This window comes from Burkholderia sp. AU28863 (assembly GCF_002223195.1).
GTDB classification, from domain to species: domain Bacteria; phylum Pseudomonadota; class Gammaproteobacteria; order Burkholderiales; family Burkholderiaceae; genus Burkholderia; species Burkholderia sola.
In genome coordinates this window covers 1,334,358-1,354,378 of the sequence record NZ_NKFE01000003.1, presented here as the reverse complement: position 1 = coordinate 1,354,378, position 20,021 = coordinate 1,334,358, and the positions used below count along the sequence as shown (strand labels likewise).

The 20,021-nt window shown below is 64.7% G+C and carries 10 protein-coding genes; 9 read left to right on the top strand and 1 reads right to left on the bottom strand.

Features of this window, described 5'->3' with window-relative positions:
* Window positions 1–264 precede the first annotated feature (264 nt).
* The 8 genes from CFB81_RS08605 to CFB81_RS08570 all read left to right on the top strand — a co-directional run bounded on the left by CFB81_RS08605 (window position 265) and on the right by CFB81_RS08570 (window position 17,473).
* Window positions 265–3,081: a TonB-dependent receptor gene (locus tag CFB81_RS08605; RefSeq protein WP_089435078.1), complete on the top strand. Its 2,817-nt coding sequence runs from the start codon at window positions 265–267 to the stop codon at window positions 3,079–3,081.
* Between the two features lie 240 nt (window positions 3,082–3,321).
* Complete coding sequence (locus tag CFB81_RS08600) at window positions 3,322–5,196, top strand: extracellular solute-binding protein (RefSeq protein ID WP_089435077.1); 1,875 nt, start codon at window positions 3,322–3,324, stop codon at window positions 5,194–5,196.
* Window positions 5,197–5,208: 12 nt separating this feature from the next.
* Window positions 5,209–6,261 carry a microcin C ABC transporter permease YejB gene (locus tag CFB81_RS08595; protein ID WP_089435076.1) on the top strand — a complete coding sequence of 351 codons (1,053 nt, stop codon included), beginning with the start codon at window positions 5,209–5,211 and terminating at the stop codon, window positions 6,259–6,261.
* A complete protein-coding gene (locus CFB81_RS08590) occupies window positions 6,215–7,330 on the top strand; it encodes an ABC transporter permease (protein WP_069620769.1) in 1,116 nt (371 codons plus the stop codon). Before CFB81_RS08595 ends, CFB81_RS08590 begins: the two co-directional genes overlap by 47 nt.
* The gene (locus CFB81_RS08585; protein WP_089435075.1) at window positions 7,327–8,970 is read left to right on the top strand and encodes an ABC transporter ATP-binding protein; all 1,644 of its coding nucleotides are present in this window, start codon (window positions 7,327–7,329) and stop codon (window positions 8,968–8,970) included. Before CFB81_RS08590 ends, CFB81_RS08585 begins: the two co-directional genes overlap by 4 nt.
* Window positions 8,971–9,016: 46 nt before the next feature.
* Entirely contained in the window at window positions 9,017–12,178 is a 3,162-nt protein-coding gene (locus CFB81_RS08580; RefSeq protein WP_089435074.1) for a multidrug efflux RND transporter permease subunit, read from the top strand.
* An 845-nt stretch (window positions 12,179–13,023) separates the two neighbouring features.
* Window positions 13,024–15,744: a TonB-dependent siderophore receptor gene (locus tag CFB81_RS08575; RefSeq protein ID WP_089435073.1), complete on the top strand. Its 2,721-nt coding sequence runs from the start codon at window positions 13,024–13,026 to the stop codon at window positions 15,742–15,744.
* Window positions 15,745–16,057: 313 nt separating this feature from the next.
* Window positions 16,058–17,473, top strand: coding sequence for an ISNCY family transposase (locus CFB81_RS08570; protein ID WP_089435072.1), 1,416 nt, complete (start codon window positions 16,058–16,060; stop codon window positions 17,471–17,473).
* Window positions 17,474–17,608: 135 nt separating this feature from the next.
* On the opposite strand, the gene CFB81_RS08565 is transcribed toward CFB81_RS08570, so the two are convergent.
* Entirely contained in the window at window positions 17,609–18,622 is a 1,014-nt protein-coding gene (locus tag CFB81_RS08565) for a hypothetical protein (RefSeq protein WP_089435071.1), read from the bottom strand.
* A gap of 242 nt (window positions 18,623–18,864) precedes the next feature.
* Here CFB81_RS08565 and CFB81_RS08560 point away from each other — a divergent pair, with 242 nt between their 5' ends.
* On the top strand, window positions 18,865–20,007 hold the full coding sequence (locus tag CFB81_RS08560) for an acyl-CoA dehydrogenase family protein (protein WP_089435070.1): 1,143 nt from the start codon (window positions 18,865–18,867) through the stop codon (window positions 20,005–20,007).
* Window positions 20,008–20,021: the final 14 nt, after the last annotated feature.

The window sequence follows — 20,021 nt, the reverse complement described above, 5'->3', positions numbered from 1 at the left end:
CGGCGGGCGAACATTTTCGCTGCCGACAGGACGGGATCGTCGTCCATCGAATCGGAAGTGGCAGGAAGTGCGCTCTTTCCATGTAGTAAGTAAGACGAATCAAAATATAGAGACGGTGATGCTGAGTGGCACGGGTACCCCGAGGCCGATCCGTTCGAGTCGTGGCAGTCGGAAGCGTGGCTATCGCGGGTTCCGTTACACGGGCGCCCAGGACGAGCAAGGAGTGCAGCAGGTGGGGTCTTACTACGAGCGAGAGGGAACAAGATGAAGCAGAGAGTTTTGGCGTTGGCCATCAAGCGGATAGTCTGGGCGGAGCTGGCGCTGACGGCCGCGCTGGTGCCCCCCGCGTTCGCCCAGAGCCAGCCGGCGCCGGGAGCCGCATCGATCGCGGACGCAGTCGCGAACGGCGCCCCCGTGATCGTTGCACAGGCGGACGGTGCGGCGGGTGCTGTCGCTGCCACGGGGGCTGCGGGATCCGGAGCGGCACCCGTGGCGACGCCTGGCGCGAATGGGCAGGGCAAGGTCGCGCAGATCAAGCGGTTCGAAGTGACGGGTTCGCTGATCCGGCAGGCCGACAAGGTCGGCTTCAACCAGGTTCAGACCGTCACGAGCAAGGACATCGAGAACAGCGGCCAGACCAGCGTCGCTGACTACCTGCGCAGCACCTCGGCGAATTCGGCAAGCAGCTGGAGCGAAGGCTCGACGAACAGCTTCGCACCGGGCGGCGCAGGTATCGCGCTGCGCGGCCTCAGCGAGAAATACACGCTGGTGCTGATCGACGGCATGCGGGTGTCGCCGTATGCGTTCGCGGTGAACGGCAGCGATCAGTTCTTCGACCTGAACACGCTGCCGCTCAACATCATCGACCGTATCGAAATTGTCAAGACCGGCGCGGTGTCTCAGTATGGTTCCGACGCAATCGCGGGCGTGGTGAACATCATCACGAAGAAAAACTTTCAGGGTCTTGAATTGGGGGGCAGCTACGGTGGCGCGACGAACGGTGAAGACGGCCAGGGCACGACGAAGTTCAGCATCCTCGGCGGCTTCGGCGACCTGAACGCCGACCGCTTCAACGTGACGGCGGCGCTCAGCTACTACAAGTCGAACGGCATTTCGATCGCCGATCGCGACACGACGCAGAACCAGAACTTCTCCAATTTCCCGGGCGGCCTGTCGAACCAGAGCGTCTCCTACTGGCGCAATCCGACCACCGGCGCGAAGGTGCCGCTGAGCCCGTGTCCGAACGGAGGCCAGGCCGTACCGGGCACCTCCGTCGCGCAGGTCAACGGGCCCGGCACGGTCTGCGCAAACAACACCGCGTACGCATCGTCGCTGTCGCCGTGGACTGAACGTCTGAGCGCGAAGGTGCACGCCGACTTCAAGATCAACGACGCGATGCAGGCGTTCGCCGATCTGTGGGAAAGCAACAATACGACGGTCACGAACAACTTCGTCGGCCGCCTCGGTAACAGCACGCAGACCTATGATCCGGCGACGGGCGGTCTCAACCCGATTTCGAACCTTGTACCGGGCAGCAACCCGTATAACCCGTTTGGCGTGCCGGCGAAGCTGGTCTACGCGTTCCCGGCCGCGCAGGCCGTGCATACGAGCTCCAACTTCTGGCGTGCCGCGACCGGCGTGAAAGGCTCGTTCAGCACGCCGCGCGTGGGGGATTGGGATTGGACGGCGTCCTACACGCATTCGCAGGACACGGTGTCGAACAACTATTCGAACCTGATCAACGCGGCCGCACTGGAGAATATCGTCCAGAACGGCGTATTCAATTTCGCCAATCCATCGTCGACACCGAACGGGTTGAACGGGCTGTACGGAAGCACGTCGACACAGGCCATCACGAAGCTCGACGCTGTCGACGCGACACTGTCGACGCCGAACCTGTTCACGTTGCCCACGGGTAACGTCGGCCTGGGTCTAGGTACGCAATTCACGCACCAGAGCCAGTACATCGGTACGGGCGCGGACTACGCGAATGGCACGCTCATCCAGCCGTCGCTGCAATCGGTCAACGGGGAGCGCAACGTCGCGGCGGTCTACTACCAGATCGACATTCCTATCCTGAAGAACCTGACGTTCAGCCAGTCGGGGCGTTATGACCACTACAGCGACTTCGGTGGCGCGTTCTCGCCGCGCTTCGCGTTGCGCTTCCAGCCGATCCGCGAGCTGACGATGTACGGTTCCTACAACCGTGGCTTCCGCGCACCGACGCTGATCGAAAACACTTCGTCGAGGACCTACGGCGCGCAAGGCGCGGTCGATGCGAACGATCCTAACAACCCGAACGCATACAACCTCGTTGAGGAAGTGCAGACCGGTAACAGCAAGCTGCAGCCGGAGCGGACCAAGAACTACAACATCGGCTTCCAGCTGTCGCCCACCCGCAATACCGATTTCGGCTTCGACTGGTACAAGATCCACATCGACAACGTGATTGGCACGGAAGACATCCAGACGGTGGTCGACCAGAATGATCCGTCGAAGGTGATCCGTAACCCGAACGGCTCGATCGCGTACGTGCTGCTGCCGTACATGAACCTGTCGTCGCTCGATACGGACGGCTTCGAGACCACCTTCCGCCAGTCGGTGTCGACCAAGATCGGCACTTTCACGCTGTCGGGCGACTGGGCCTACGTATGGCACTTCAAGATGCCGGTGGGCGGCGAGACGACCGACTTCGCGGGCAACAACGGTTCGCTGAACGAGCCGTTCGGCGGCAGTTTCCCGCGCTGGAAGGGCAACACGAGTCTGAACTGGAACTACCACAACCAATGGAACGCAACGTTGACGTGGATGTTCACGGGGCCGTACAGCCAGGCCATCCTGTCGCCGGGCCAATATCCGAACATGCAGGACAGCGTGGCTTCGTACAGCCAGTTCAACCTGATGGTCAGCTACACCGGCTTCAAGCACTGGACGATCTACGCGGGCATCGACAACATCTTCAATCGTGCGCCGCCGTTCGACCCGGTTTATATGAACGCGAGTTACCAGACGGGCTACGACACGTCGCTGTACACGTATGTCGGTCGATTCGCACAGGTTGGCGCGACCTACAAGTTCTGATGGCGATTGCGATGCACTGATGGGCTTTAGACCGGCCGCTCCACGTCCACCTCCCCATTTTTTGGAGCGGCCCTTTTTCGCCTGGCGCCACGACGGCCTGCAACCGGGACGTGCGGCGATGCAGTTTGCAGGATCGTTTTCAGCACGAACAACCAGTGGGGTGCAGGTGGCACGCGGCATCCTGCACAGGCATCTACCGCGCGCAGGCATCGCGCCCGCACGCTTTCGGACAGACGGACCATGAAACTGTTGAAATGGCGATGGGCAGGCGTGCCGCGCGCGGCGCTGTTCGCATGCGCCGTGCTGCTCGTGTCGGGCAGCGCCATGCCACGTGCGGCGCTCGCGGTGTCGGCGATCGCGCAATACGACCAACCCAAATACCCGGCCAATTTTACGCATTTCGATTATGCCGATCCCGACGCGCCGAATGACGGCACGCTCAACTTCGAGAACTACGATCAGGCACAGAGCTACGACTCCCTCAACCCGTTTCTGACCCGCGGCTCGCCCGCACCGGACATCAAGAACCTGATGTTCGACACGCTGATGCAGCGCAGCTGGGACGAACTCGCGTCCGAATACGCGTTGATCGCCGACGACGTCGAGGTGGCGCCCGACGGGCTGTCGGCCACATTCCACATCAACGCGGCCGCGCGCTTCTCGAACGGCGACCCGATCACCGCGGCCGACGTCAAGTATTCGTTCGATACGCTGACGAGCCCGCAGGCGTCGCCGCTGTACAACGCGCAGTTCTCGATCATCCGACGCGCGGTGGTCGTCGACGGTCACACGATCCGCTTCGAGTTCAAGCACGCGGAGCGTGACGCCGCGCTGATCGCGGGCGACCTGCCGGTGTTCTCGCCGAAATGGGGGCAGCGCGCGGACGGTACGCGGCCGCCGTTCGACCAGATCGCGAACGTGCCGCCGATCGCGAGCGGCGCGTACCTGATCGAGCAGCGCAGGAACGACAAGCAGATCGCCTATGTGCGCAATCCGCACTACTGGGCGGCGAACTTGCCGTCGCGGCGCGGGATGTTCCGTTTCGCACGCGTGTCGTTCAAGCTGTATCTCGACCAGTACACGGCACTCGAGGCGTTCAAGGCCGGCGATGTCGACGCGCGGATGGAGTACAGCTCGACGCAGTGGGCGCGCAAGTACGTCGGCAAGAATTTCGGCAACGGCACGCTGAAGAGGGGGGAATTCCCGGACGGCCCCGCGCAGATGCAGGGTTTCCTGATGAACCTGCGCAAGCCGATGTTCCAGGACGTGCGCGTGCGGCATGCGCTCGCGCTGGCATTCGACTTCGACTGGATGAGCCGGATGATGTTCTACGGACAGTACCGCCGCACCAACAGCTTCTGGGACGCGAGCCCGTTCGCCGCGTCCGGCATGCCGAGCGCGAAGGAGCTCGCGCTGCTCGAACCGTACCGCTCGACGCTGCCGCCGGAGGTGTTCGGCCCGATGGTCAAGCAGCCGTCGACGCTGCCGCCGGGCTCGCTGCGCGCGAACCTCAGGCAAGCGCGCGACCTGCTCGCGCAGGCCGGCTGGCATTACCGCGACGGCGCGCTGCGCGACGCGAGCGGCACGCCGATGACGATCGAGATCATCGACGACCAGCCCGGCATGGATCGCCTGATCCTGCCCTACACGCAGGCGCTCGCGACGCTCGGCATCCACGCGTACCTGCACGAGATCGACAGCGCGCTCTACCAGAAGCGGCTCGACAATTTCGAGTACGACATGACGACGTATATCTACTCGCCCGTGACGATCCCGGGCGCGGAGCTGACGCGCCGTTTCGGCAGCGCGGCCGCCTCGCAGACTGGTTCGGAGAACTATCCGGGCGTGAAGTCGAACGCCGTCGACGCGCTGATCCGCGCGGCGCTCGCGGCCAACACGCTCGACGATCTCGAGACGGCCACGCACGCGCTCGACCGCGTGCTGATCAACCTGTACGTGCTGGTCCCGCAGTACTACATGCCGAACGCGCGGATCGCGTACAAGACGACGCTCGGCCATCCGCCGGTCGTGCCGGCTTCCTATCAGTACGAGGACTGGATCATCGACTACTGGTACGTGAAGCGGCCGGTGGCCCGACCCGCTCCGGCGGCCTGACGGAGAACGACCATGCTGGCATACATACTCAGGCGACTGCTGCTGATGATTCCCACGCTGATCGGGGTGGTGACGATCACGTTCGCGGTCACGCAGTTCGTGCCGGGCGGCCCGGTCGAGCAGGTGCTCGCGCAATTGCGCCACGGCAGCGCGCGCGGCGGGGAGGCGGGCGGAGGCGGGGGCGGCTACCACGGCAGCCAGGGCGTCGATCCGCAGCAGATCGAGCAGATCCGCAAGCAGTTCGGCTTCGACAAGCCGCCGCTCGAGCGCTACGCGCTGATGCTGAAAAGCTATGCGACGTTCGACCTCGGGCAGTCCTATTTCGCGCACCGCAGCGTATGGGCCGTGATCCGCTCGAAGCTGCCGGTGTCGATCACGCTCGGCTTGTGGACGGTGTTCCTCACGTACCTCGTGTCGGTGCCGCTCGGCATCGCGAAGGCCGTGCGCAACGGCTCGCGCTTCGACACGGTGACGAGCGTGCTCGTGCTCGGCGGCTACGCGATTCCGGGCTTCGTGCTTGGCGTGCTGCTGCTGATGCTGTTCGGCGGCGGCACGTTCTGGCAGGTGTTTCCGATGCGCGGCTTGACCTCGGACGACTTCGACGAGCTGACGCTGATCGGCAAGGCCCTCGACTATCTGTGGCATATCGCGTTGCCGGTGACGGCCTCGGTGGTCGGCAATTTCGCGATCGTCACGATCCTCACGAAGAACACGTTCCTCGACGAAATCGGCCGGCAATACGTGCTGACCGCACGCGCGAAGGGCGCGCCGGAGCGCGACGTGCTGTGGAAGCACGTACTGCGCAATGCCGCGATCCCGCTGCTCACCGGGCTGCCGGCCGCGTTCGTCGGTGCCTTCCTGAACGGCAACCTGCTGATCGAGACGCTGTTCTCGCTCGACGGCATGGGGCAGCTTTCGTACGACTCGGTGATTCGCCGCGACTATCCGGTGGTGCTCGGCTCGCTGTTCCTGTTCACGCTCATCGGCCTCCTGACCAAACTCATTGCTGACGTCTGCTATGTCCTCGTCGACCCCCGCATCCAGTTCAACCGCCTGGATCACTGATCCGGCCGCCGTCGCATGCGCGACGTCCCCGTCGCCGTGGCGACGCACGTGGCTGCGGTTTCGCACGCAGCGGCTCGGCTACTGGAGCCTCGTGATCTTTGCCACGCTGTTCGCGCTCAGTCTGCTGGCCGAAGTATTGTCGAACGACCGGCCGCTGGTGGTGCGCTACGACGGGCACTTCTATTTCCCGATCGTGAAGAACTATCCGGAAACGCAGTTCGGCGGCGATTTCCCGGCGAAGACCAACTATCTCGATCCGTACATCCGCGCGAAGATCGAATCGCACGGCAACTTCGCGATCTACCCGCCGAACCGCTACCGCTACGACACGATCGACTATTTCGCGTCGCGGCCGTATCCGGCGCCGCCGTCCGCGAGCAACTGGCTCGGCACCGACCAGTTCGGCCGCGACGTGCTGGCGCGGCTGCTGTACGGATTTCGGCTGTCGGTGCTGATGGCGTTCGCGCTGACGGTGTCGGGTGTCGCGCTCGGCGTGCTGACGGGCGCGCTGCAGGGCTTCTACGGCGGACGCACCGATCTCGTCGGGCAGCGCCTGATCGAGATCTGGAGCGCGCTGCCCGACCTGTATCTGCTGATCATTTTCGCGTCGATCTTCGAGCCGTCGCTGTGGCTGCTGTTCGTCCTGCTGTCGATGTTCGGCTGGCTCGTGCTGTCCGACTACGTGCGCGCGGAGTTCCTGCGCAACCGCGCGCTGGACTACGTGAAGGCCGCGCGCACGATGGGGCTGTCGAACTGGCAGATCATGTGGCGGCACGTGCTGCCGAACAGCCTGACGCCGGTGATCACGTTCCTGCCGTTCCGGATGAGCGCGGCGATCCTGTCGCTGACGAGCCTCGACTTCCTCGGCCTCGGCGTGCAGCCGCCGACGCCGAGCCTCGGCGAGCTGCTGCAGGAAGGCAAGAACTACCTCGACGCTTGGTGGATCTCGATCTCCGCGTTCTCGGCGCTGGTCGTCACGCTGCTGCTGCTCACGTTCATGGGCGACGCGTTGCGCAATGCGCTCGACACGCGCGCGCGCGGCTCGGCCTTCGGCGGGGAGCAGCGATGACGGCCCCTTTGCTGGACATTCGACGGTTCTCCGCGCACTTCGGCGCGAAAGCCGCCGTGCAGGACCTGAGTCTCGCGGTCGGGCGCGGCGAGCGCGTGGCGCTCGTCGGCGAGTCGGGCTCGGGCAAGAGCGTGACGGCCCTGTCGATCCTGCGGCTCGCGCAGCAGGCGACGCTGTCGGGACAGGTGCTGTTCGACGGCGAGGATCTGCTCGCGAAGACCGAGCAGCAGATGCGCGGCATCCGCGGCGCCGATATCGCGATGGTGTTCCAGGAGCCGATGACGGCGCTCAATCCGCTCTATACGATCGGCAAGCAGATCGCCGAGAGCCTGCGGCTGCACGAGGGGCTGCGGCCGGGCGCCGCGCGCGAGCGCGGCATCGCGCTGCTGCGGCGCACCGGGATTCCGGAGCCGGAGCGGCGCATCGACAGTTTTCCGCATCAGTTGTCGGGCGGCCAGCGGCAACGCGCGATGATCGCGATGGCGCTCGCGTGCCGGCCGCGACTGTTGCTCGCGGACGAACCGACGACGGCGCTCGACGTGACGGTGCGCCAGCAGATCGTCGACCTGCTGATCGAGCTTCAGGAGCAGGAGGCCGCCGCGCGCGGGATGGCCGTGCTGCTGATCACGCACGACCTGAACCTCGTGCGGCGCTTCGCGCAGCGCGTGGCCGTGATGGAGCAGGGCGTGCTCGTGGAGACGAACACGACCGGCGCGCTGTTCGCCGCGCCGCAACACGCGTACACGCGCCGGCTGCTCGACAGCGCGCCGCAACGCGCGGTCGACCCGGTCGCGGCCGGCGCGCGGACGATCCTCGACGTCCAGCAACTCGCCGTCGATTACCGCATCGCGGCGAAGGGCTGGCGCGCGGTGTTCGGCAAGACGGCGTTCCGGGCCGTGCACGACGTGCAGCTGAGCCTGCGGCGCGGCGAGACGCTCGGCATCGTCGGCGAATCGGGATCGGGGAAATCGACGCTGGCAGCGGCCGTGCTCGGCCTGCAGCGGCCGGCGTCGGGCGGCATCGAGATCGACGGCATGCCACTGGCATCGCTGCGCACGACCCGCGGCCGGCGCGCGCTGTACGGCCGCATGCAGGTCGTGTTCCAGGATCCGTTCGGCTCGCTGTCGCCGCGCATGACGGTCGAGCAGATCGTCGGCGAAGGTCTCGCCGTGCACCGGCCGACGGTGGCCGGCGCCGCGCGGCGTGCGCGGATCGCGGCCCTGCTGCAGGAGGTCGGCCTGCCGGCCGACGCGATGCTGCGCTATCCACACGAATTTTCCGGCGGCCAGCGCCAGCGCATCGCGATCGCGCGCGCACTGGCGGTCGAGCCGGAACTGCTGGTGCTGGACGAACCGACGAGCGCGCTCGACGTGTCTATCCAGAAGCAGGTGCTGAATCTGCTGACGAACCTGCAAAAGAAGTACGAACTGAGCTACCTGTTCATCACGCACGATCTGGCGGTGATGCGCGCGATGGCCCATCGGGTCATCGTGATGAAGGCGGGGCGCGTGGTCGAGGAGGGCGATACGCTCGACGTGTTGCACGCGCCGTCCCACCCGTATACGCAGGCGCTGCTCGCGTCGTCGATGCTCGCGCCGGAACCGGGCCCGCTGCAGCGGGAAGGGGGCGCGGATGATTGACGTGAACCGGGCGCGGCGCGCCCGTGCCGTTCGCTGACGCATCGCGATGCCGTCGTTCTTCATCGACCGCCCGGTGTTTGCGTGGATCGTCGCGCTCGCGATCGTCGTCGCGGGTGTGCTTGCCATTCCGCAATTGCCGATCGCGCAGTATCCGCGCCTTGCGCCGCCGCGCGTCGTGATCACCGCGACCTATCCGGGCGCGTCGACCGAGACGGTCGACGGCAACGTCGGCAGCATCATCGAGGAAAGCCTCGACGGCGCCGACGGGCTGCAGTACTACGAGACGAGCAGCGACGGTCACGGCAATCTCGAGATCGACGTGACGTTCGCGCCCGGCACCAATCCGGACATCGCGCTCGTCGACGTCAACAACCGGCTGAAGCAGGTCGAGCCGCGGCTGCCGCAGCAGGTCGTGCAGCAGGGCATCGGTGTGTTCAAGGCCGCCAACACGTTCCTGATGCTCGTCACGCTGACGTCGACCGACGGCACGCGCGATTCCGCGCAACTCGGCGACTATCTGAACCGTTACGTGCTGCGCGAACTGAAACGTGCGCCGGGAGTCGGTGCGGCCCAGCTATGGGACGCCGACGAGGCGCTGCGGGTCTGGCTCGATCCGAACAAGTTGCGCGAATACGACCTGGGCGCCGACGACGTGATCGCGGCGATCGGCGTGCAGAACGCGACGGTGACGGCCGGCGCAATCGGCGATGCGCCGTTCGTGCACGGCCAGCAGCTCACCGCGACGATCGTCGTCAAGGGGCAGTTGACGTCGCCGGAGGAGTTCGGCCGGATCGTGCTGAGGTCGAAGCAGGACGGTTCGGTGGTGCGCGTCGCCGACGTCGCCCGCGTCGAAATCGGCCGCGACGACTATTCGTTCTATTCCCGGCTGAACGGCCGTCCCGCGGCCACCGTCGGCATCCAGCTCGGCCCGCGCGGCAACGCGCTCGAGACGTCGAACGCGATTCGCGCGCGGCTTGCCGAGCTGTCGAAGACGCTGCCGCCGGGCGTCGCGATCGAGATTCCGTTCGACGGCGCGCATTTCGTTACGATCGCCATCCGGGAAGTCGTGCTGACGCTCGCCGAAGCCGTCGTGCTGGTGTTCTGCGTGATGTGGCTGTTCCTGCGCGAGCTGCGCTACACGCTCGTGCCGACCGTGGTGATTCCCGTCACGCTGATGGGCGCGTTCGTCGCGATGTGGGCGTTCGGGCTGTCGATCAACGTGTTCACGATGTTCGGCCTTGTGCTGGCGATCGGCATCCTCGTCGACGATGCGATCGTCGTGGTCGAGAGCGTGCATCGCGTGATGGAGGAGGGCGTGTCGCCGCGCGATGCGACGCGCCGCGCGATGAAGCGGATCGGCGGGGCGATCGTCGGCGTGACGGCGGTGCTGACCGCCGTGTTCGTGCCGATGGCGTTCTTCCCGGGCAGCGTCGGCGGCATCTACCGGCAGTTCGCGGTGTCGATGATCGCGTCGATGCTCGTGTCGTCGTTCATGGCGCTGTCGCTCACGCCGGCGCTGTGCGCGAATCTGCTGAAACCGGTCGGCCGTCGCGAAGGCGGGGGTGGCCGCGTGCCGCGACGCGGCATCGGCGCGCGCGTGGCCGACCGCTTCGGCGTCGCGTTCGCGCGCGCGGAGGCCGGTTATCGGCGCATGACCGTGTCGGCGGTACGCCGCACGGGCGCGGTCGCGGGCATCTACGTCGCGCTCGTGGCCGCTTGCGGGCTGCTGTCCTGGATGATGCCGGGCGGTTTTCTGCCGACCGAGGACCAGGGACAACTGCAGGTGATGATCCAGTTGCCGGCTGGCGCCACGCAGGCGCGCACGGTCGCGGTTGTCCAGCGCGTCGAGGCGATCCTGCGAGCGGAGCCGGCCGTCGCGAACGTGACGAGCGTGATCGGCTGGAGCTTCGCGGGCAGCGGGCAGAACGTCGGGATGGCGTTCGTCGAGCTGAAGGACTGGGCGCAGCGCGACGCCGATGCGATGACGTTGCGCGATCGTCTCAACCGGCGTTTCGACGCGATTCTCGACGGCGACGTACAAGCGACGCTGCCGCCGTCGGTGCCCGGCATCGGTCACGCGGACGGCTTCACGTTCCGTCTCGAGGATCGTGGCGGGGTCGGGCTCGACGCGCTGAAAGCCGCTCGCGAGCAATTGGCCGCGCGTGCGAAGACGGACCCGGCGCTCGCTTCCGTGCATGTCGAGGACCTGCCGGATGCGCCGCGCATCGAACTCGACGTCGATCGCGCGAAGGCATATGCGCTTGGCGTGCCGTTCGAGCGCATCGCTGGGCTGCTCGGTGGCACGTTCGGCTCGAACTACATCAACGATTTTCCGGCGTCGGGCCGGATGCGCCGCGTGATCATCGAGGCCGATCCGGCCGCGCGCGCGACCGACGCGCAGTTGATGGCGCTGACGGTGCCGAACCGGACGGGGGACATGGTGCCGCTGTCGGCCATTGCCGCACCGCACTGGACGGTCGGGCCCGTGATGCTGAATCGCTACGACGGCTACCCGTCGCTCGACGTCAGCGGGCGGGCGGCGGCCCACACCAGTTCGGGCGCGGCAATGGCGGAGATGGAGCGGCTGGCCGCCATGCTGCCGGCCGGGATCGGTTACGACTGGGTCGACGCGGCGCGCGAGGAGCGGATCGCCGAGCGGCAGACGCCGCTGCTGGTGGGGTTGTCGGTGCTCGCGGTATTCATGGCGCTGGCCGCGCTGTATGAAAGCTGGACGATTCCGCTGTCGGTGCTGACGATCGTGCCGCTCGGCATCGTGGGCGCGTTGGCGGCGGCGCTCGCGCGCGGGATGCCGAACGACGTGTACTTCAAGGTCGGGATGATTACGGTGATCGGATTGTCGGCGAAGAATGCGATTCTGATTGTGCAGTTCGCGCGCGAACTCGTCGCGCGCGGCGTGCCGCTGCGGCCGGCGGTGGTGGAGGCGGCGGCCGCGCGGTTTCGGCCGATCGTGATGACGTCGATGGCGTTTCTGCTCGGCGTCGTGCCGTTGGTGCTGGCCACCGGCGCGGGCGCGGAAAGCCGGCGTTCGATCGGGACCGGCGCGTTCGGGGGCGTGCTGGCGGCGACGATGTTCGGGCTCGTGTTCGCGCCGGTGGCGTTTCGGGTAGTCGTGTCCCTAGGTCGGCGCGGGCGACATGCGGCGGTGACGAAGCGCGTGGAAACAGCTGGGAATCTGGAGATCGATTGATGGTCGAGACGGGGTGTTGCGGAGGGATCAAGGGACGACGATGTGTGAATAACACACGAAAGCCGTCAATTCGGCGGTGCGCGACGCCACGCACGTGCTCGAAGGGCGGTTCTATCAGGAATCCTATCGGCTATTCGGGGAACACCACACGGGCACGACCGGGGAATCCCGTTCTTGACGGGTGTCCGTCTCGGCTAAACAAAACAGTTCGGACCGGCGAGCGCCTGCCGTGTGCTCCATTGCGGCGCATTCGCGATCGGTTGAAAAAAGCAGAAGAACAAGCCAGAAAGGCTAGGGTAGCGGTTGATGAACCATATCGATTTCCATTCGGCACCAACCGAGTGCATTTAATGCACCTAAACAAAGTTATGTGGCATCAAATATTTTTTGACGCGTCGATTCTGTCCTGCTATGTTCGCGTCCAACGTAAAACTTTGGTAGTGAACGGTAACGAAGATTCCGTGCATTAAGACTTTCAAAGTGAAGACGTAAAGCAACCCTTCAACGGGCGACTGCCTTCCCGCGCAGCGCATGCGCCGTAGTTGATGAAGCCGATGGCGACAATGTGCCAGGTGCAGCTTGTAGTGCGGCTGGCATGCAACCGTCCGATGCATGGATGGATCGATCCATGTAATTAGAGGTACTGATTTATAGGTGTGTCGCTTCTTGTACTTAAGCTTAATTTCCTTGGAAAAAGAATAAATAAATTTGAAAGAAATAAGCAAGCGAACGGAATGGTTGTGAGCACCAGATGACGGATCAGGAACGCGGGGCAACGCTATTTAAAGGCCGGCGAATCTCCGTGCATACAAAAAGGTCAGGCCTTGCGACGACAAAGGGGTGTTATGAAACCAACGGCTTTGGGATCGGCAATACGCAGCATCGCATGGGCTGAAGTCGCGTTGACGGCGGCTTTGGGTACCTCCGCTTACGCGCAGACAACGCCAGTCGACGGGAGCGTCGCCGCCGAGCAAACCGGCAGCACTGCCGCCACCTCGCCCGCGCCGGCATCGGGCACCGCCGCGGGCGGGCAGACCGTGAAAAAGCTCGACAAGTTCGAAGTGACGGGCTCGCTGATCCGCACGTCCGACAAGGTCGGCCACACCGAAGTGCAGGTCATCACCGCGAAGGAAATCCAGCAAAGCGGATACACGACGGTCGCCGATTTCCTGCGTTCGACCTCGGCCAATTCCGCAAGCAGCTGGGGCCAGACGACGATGAACAGCTCGGCCCCCGGTGGCGCCGGCATGGCGTTGCGTGGGCTCAGCGAGAAATACACGCTCGTGCTCGTCGATGGCCAGCGTGTCGCGAACTATGCGCAGTCGGTGAACTTCACCGACACGTTCTTCGATGTCAACGCGATCCCGCTGAACATGGTGGAGCGCGTCGAGATCGTCAAGACCGGCGCGGTGTCCGTCTACGGGTCGGACGCGATCGCGGGCGTCGTCAACATCATTACGAAGAAGAACTTTCAGGGCCTGCAGATCGACGGCCAACTCGGCAAGGCGCAGCATCCGGGCGACGGGCAAGGCAACTTCAGCGTACTGGCCGGCTTCGGCGATCTGAATTCGGATCGCTTCAACGTCACCGCGGCCGCCAGCTATTACCGCGATTCGGGCTCGACGCTCGGCGATCGCGACATGACGTCGGCGCAAGACTTCACGCAATATCCCGGCGGGCTGGCCGCGCCGCTCGGGCCGAACCAGCAGTCGTACTGGTCGCTGGCGGACGGCTCGAAGGTGCCGCTTTCGCCGTGCCCGCCGGGCAGCAAGACGAGCGCGACCAATTGCACGTACAACCCGGCCGCCTCGACATCGCTCGTTCCCTCCACGACGCGCCTGAACGCGAAGGTGCGCGCCACCTTCAAGATCGACGACAACACGCAGGCCTATGCGGGCTTCTGGGTGAGCCGCGATGAAACGGTCCAGTTGCAGGGACCGGCCTCGATCTCGAGCACGACGAACATCTACAACCCTTCGACCGGGTCCGTTTCGCCGCTGCCGCGCACCGTACCGGTGAGCAACCCCTATAACCCTTTCGGCGTGCCGACGGCGATCAACCTGACCTTCCCGGGCAACGTCGTGGGGGCGGACACGGTATCGACGTTCTGGATGGCGAACACGGGCGTCAAAGGCGCGTTCGACGCGGGCAGGTTCGGCGCGTGGGACTGGTCGGCCGATTACGGCCACTCGCAGAGCACCGTCGATACGACGTATCGCAACCGGATCAACGTCGCGGGCCTCGAGAACATGCTCGCCAGCGGCAGCTACAACTTCTCGAACCCGGCCTCCACGCCAAATGGCCTGAAGGGCGTTTTCACGGACGACGATCAGCAGGCCATCTCGAAGGTCGACAGCGTGACGGCCAAGGCCTCGACGGCGAATCTCTTCACGCTGCCCGGGGGCGCGGTCGGTCTGGGCCTGGGCACCGAGTTCCGCCACGAATCGTCGACGATCAACCCGCAGACGCTCGCGTCGCAAGGCGTATCCGCGCCCGCGAACGTGCAGACGGTGGAGGGCTCGCGCAACGTCGCCGCCGCGTTCTACCAGGTCGACATTCCGATCCTGCACAACCTGACGTTCACGCAGGCGGGCCGCTACGATCACTACAGCGACTTCGGCGGGGCGTTTTCGCCGAGCTTTGCGCTGCGTTTCCAGCCCGTGCAAATGCTGACGACGTATGCATCGTATAGTCGCGGCTTCCGCGCGCCGACCCTCGTCGAAAACTCGCAGGCCGTCTATCTCTCTCACCAGAACCTCGTCGATCCGAACGATCCGAGCGGTGTGCCGACCAAGCACTTCACGACGGAGCAAGTCGCGGGCAATCCGAATCTTCAGCCCGAGCACACGAAGAACTACAACATCGGCTTCCAGCTTTCGCCCGACGCGATGACCGATATCGGCGCGGCGTTCTACAAGGTCCGCATCGACGGAGTCATCGGCACCGACGATCCGAACGCGGTGCTCGTCGCCAACGATCCTTCCCGCGTCGTGCGCAACGCCGACGGGTCGGTGCGTTACCTTGTGCAGCACTTCGTGAACCTCGGCGCGCTCGACACCGATGGTTTCGATCTCAACTTCCGCAAGGCGCTACGCACCAAGTACGGCACGTTCACGCTCGCAGGCGACTGGGCTTATGTGTGGCACTTCAAGCTGCACAGCCCCGGAACCGCACCGCAGGACTTCGCCGGCAACAACCTTGCGCTGCTGCAGCCGTTCGGCGCGAGCAACCCGCGCTGGAAGGGCAATACGAGCCTGAGCTGGGACTACCGGCAACTGACCACCACGCTGACCTGGCAATACACGGGACCCTATACGAACGCCGTGGCCGCGGAATTCGGCGACGGCGGCACGGGCTCGGTGGCGTCGTACAGCCAGTTCAACCTGATGTTCAACTACCGCGGCTTCAAGCATTGGACGATTTACGGCGGCATCACGAACCTTTTCGACAAGAAGCCGCCGTTCGACGTCGAGTGGCAAGCCGTGCCCGACATTACGGGCTATGACCAGTCGCTCTACACGGACCTCGGCCGATTCTTCCAGATCGGGGCGACGTACCGGTTCTGACGACGAGGAAGCCGCCAGGCGGCAACGGTCCCGGCGCGCGGCGCGCGCCGGGACGACGAAGGATGAGCGCGGATCAGATCGGCTATATCGAGCAGAAGTGCGGTGGTGAGATACACACGTTCGATCCGCTTGCAGCACGAACGACGGTGGCCGGCAGTATCTTCTTCATGTTTTCAATTTGACATAATCAACATTATCGACATTTTTTGTTGTGGCAGCCATATCCTAATGTCGTGTTCTGGCTATTTACAGATGTCGTGTTTTTGACTGCTGGCATGCTGGACGGCTCGTTGAGCAAGCGCGGGAGCCGACCATGCAGCCAGCCGGATTGGTGACACTGACGATGCGAGAGCTTGATCGACTCAAGGTGATCCAGGCCGTGGTGGATATGGGTTTGAAGCCCGGGCGTGCAGCCGAACGGCTGGGCCTGAGCGTGCGCCAGGTAGAACGGCTGGTCATCCGGTATCGCGAGCACGGACCTGGCGGCGTCGCTTCGGGCCGTCGTGGCCGGCCAGGCAACCGCAAGCTCGACGACGGGCTCGCGTTACGCGCCTTGACCATTATTCGAGAGCGCTACGCCGATTTTGGGCCGACGCTGGCCTGCGAGAAGCTCTGGGAGTGTCACGGCATTCGGCTGGCCAAGGAGACGGTCAGGAAGCTGATGACAGACGCAGGTTTGTGGATTCCGCGCCGGCAGCGTCCGCCGAAGGTCTACCAGCCGCGAGCGCGCCGGGCGTGTCTGGGTGAACTGATCCAGATCGACGGCTGCGATCATCGGTGGTTCGAGGAACGAGCGCCGGCCTGCACGCTGCTGGTGTACGTGGACGACGCGACGAGCCGGCTGATGGTGCTGCACTTCACGCAGACCGAATCGACGTTCAGCTACTTCGAGGCCACGCGAATGTATCTGGAGCGCTACGGCAAGCCGGTGGCGTTCTACAGCGACAAGTACAGCGTGTTCCGCAATACGAGCGCCAGCAAGACCGGCCAGAGCGTGACGCACTTCGGCCGGGCGATGTACGAACTGAACATCGACACGTTCTGTGCGAACAGCAGCTCGGCCAAGGGGCGCGTCGAGCGGGCCCACCTGACGCTGCAGGATCGGCTGGTCAAGGAGATGCGACTGCGCGGCATCAACACGGTAGCGGATGCCAACGCTTATGCGCCCTCCTTCATCGCCACGTATAACGCGCGCTTCGCGAAGCCGCCGCGCAGCGGCTTTGATGCGCATCGGCCGCTGCGATCCGACGAGGATCTGGACCGGCTGCTGACCTGGCGTGAGACACGCCGGGTGACGAAGGCGTTGACGGTGCAGTACGACCGGGTGCTGTACCTGCTGGACGATACGCCAGGGAATCGAGCGTGGATACATCGCGACGTCGAGGTGTGGGAGTACCCGGATGGTCGGATTGAAATCCGAGCAGCCGGTCAGATACTGGCAGCTCAGTCCTATGACCGGCTGGCTGAGGTCGACCAAGGCGCAATCGTGGACCACAAGCGGCTGAGTCACGCGTTGCAGGTGGCGCAAGCGTTTCAGGCGCAGCGCGACAGCCGGCGGATCGGCACCGCGCCGTCGCGAACGCATCGCGGGCTGCCGGTGCGGGCAAATGAAGCGCAACCCGGCACGAAGAAACCCCGCCGGTTCACGGTGGCTGACATGGAAACGGCGATTCTGGAAGTTGCGTTAAAAGCAGAAACTGAGCGGCGGTCTGCGAAGGCCCGCGGGTGAACGTCAGCGCCCTGCTGCTTCGGGCTTGGCGCTTCAACGTTCAATGATGGAAAGGCCGATGAAACATGCGACATCTGAATTTAGCTGGCGCTACGACATCTGAATCCGGGTATGACATTCGTTTGTAGTATGGAACTAGAAATTGCGCGCCACGCCGACCATGAACATGTCCTGGTCGTTGTCGTTGCCGGTTGCGACACGATTGAAGCGCAAGCTTGCCGCCCAGTCGTTCGTGATCTGATAGGCCACTTGCGCGCTGAGCAACGCATTGAGCCGTGTCGTGCCCGAAACATCGTTCCGATCCCGCGAGAGATACGGACCGACGCCTGCCGAAAGCGTCCATTTGTTCTTGAGCGGCGCGACGTACCAGAATTGCGCGGCCACGCCTCGTCGGCCGGCAACACCATTGTTGCCTTCATAGATGAGGCTCGCCGAATACGCCCACGCATTGCCGAGCGGCCGCTTGACTTCGACCATGTATCCCTTTTCGATCGGCACTTGAGGACGGTTCGTCTGCGACGTCCCGGCCCAAACGCCGACCTGCGTCTTGCCGTCCGAAAACGCCGGGCGAGGATCGCCGCCGAAATCCGAGCCGATACCGAAGAGCACCGCGTCGGAGTTGAATCCGCCGATCATCTGGACGTGGTTGTACTGCAGCTTGAGGAAGAAGCGGTTGGGAACGACGTAATACCGCACCGCTGCCGACGCACGCACGCCCCAGCGCTTTTCATTGCGTGGCTGGTCGTCGACATGTGTCGTGTCCATGCTGAAATACGGGCCCGCCGAAAATTCGAGCGCCAGACGACTGCCGATCGGCCAACGAAACGAACCCAGGGCGGCGAAACCGTCACGGTGGTGATCCAGCGGATGCCCCTCGTTCATGTACGCGAGGTAGACCGACAGGTAATCATTCAAGACGTCACCGAAGCCGACTTCGTAAGCACGCCAATGCATGTCGCCGCCCTCGGTCGCGCGTCCGTCGCCATACACCGCATAGACGTTGAGCGCTCGCTCCGATGGTTTGGGCCCGATCGGCGAGCTTGAAGGACCGTCCTCGGCGTGCGCGTGTGCCGGGCACGCCAGTATTGTCAGACCAGCGATCGAGCTTGCAAGGACGAAGCGCGAACAGATGCGACGGCACTTTTCCATCTGGACACCCTCACCTCGGTCACCACGATTTCGTGGACAAGCTGATAGCGATTATAGGCGGCGTCCGGTCAGTCGGCTGACGTGTATCGCATGCCGACCTACCCTCCCGATCCCGCCAAACCGCTCATTCACCCTGCAACTACCACTACTGCCAGTACCTGCACTGTCCCTGCCCCCGTAACCTTGTCGTCATCGCTGGCGCGCCGTCGAAGGCCGCGCCGCTTCGACCGGAGACACGACAGATGCCATTCGACTGGACACAGGAACAGCACGTGACGCGTGCGCGGTTTCGCGATATCGGCGCGGAGATCGCCATCGCCGTGGAGCAGGACGGCCGCACGCCCGCCGAATTCGACGAGACCGGCTGGGCGCGGCTCGGGCACGAAGGACTGTGGGACATGATCGTGCCCGAGACGTATGGCGGCGACGGTCACGGCTGGTGGCATTTTTCCGCGGCGCTCGAAGGGCTTGCGTCGTCGATCCGCCGCCCGGCGCTGCTGCTGTCGGTGATCGCGCAGGCCGGCATGGTGCGCGCGCTCGAGCGCCATGGCACGGCGGCGCAGCAGGACCGCTATTTCGGCTCGATCCTGCGTGGCGAACTGAGCGCGACCGCGATTGCCGAGCCGGGCACCGGCACCGACGTGCGCAGCATCGCGACGACGCTCGCCGAGCACGGCGACGGCTACCGGCTGACCGGCAGCAAATTCAATATCGCGCATGCGCCGCTCGCGCGCTTCATCCTCGTCGTCACGCGCATCGAAACGCCGGGCCGGCGCAACACCGCGCTCGTGATCGTCGATCGCGACCAGCCAGGCATGACGGTGGCCCCGCCCGACCGCAAGCTGGGCCTCAACGACCTGCCCACCGGGGCGCTGCATTTCGACGACTGTCCGATCACGCGCGGCCAGTTGCTCGGCGAACCGGGCGCCGGGCTCGGCAACCTGATCGACATCATCTCGCTCGGCCGTCTCTATTACGGCCTCGTTGCGGCCCAGGTGACGGCGCCCTATCTGCGCGATGCGATCGGCTATTGCCGCGAGCGACGCAGCTTCGACAGCACGATCGATGCTCACCAGTACGTGCAGCGCCGTCTCGTCGACCTGCAGATCGGCATCGAGCGCGGTACGTGGCTCGCCCGCGGCGCGCTCGCGCAATTGCTGACGGATCACCCGCAGGCGTTGATGACGTGCTCGATCGCGAAGCTGGTCGGCGCACAGGATCTCGTCGACGGCGCGATCGGTCTCGTGCGGCTGTACGGCAGTCTCGGCTATCAGGCCGGGCCCGTGGCCGCGTTCGCGTCGGACGCGCTGGGCTTCATGAGCGTCGGCGGCACCGAGGAAATGCATCGCAAGAACATCTTCAACCAGATGATGCGCGCCGGCTGAGTGCCCGCGCCATC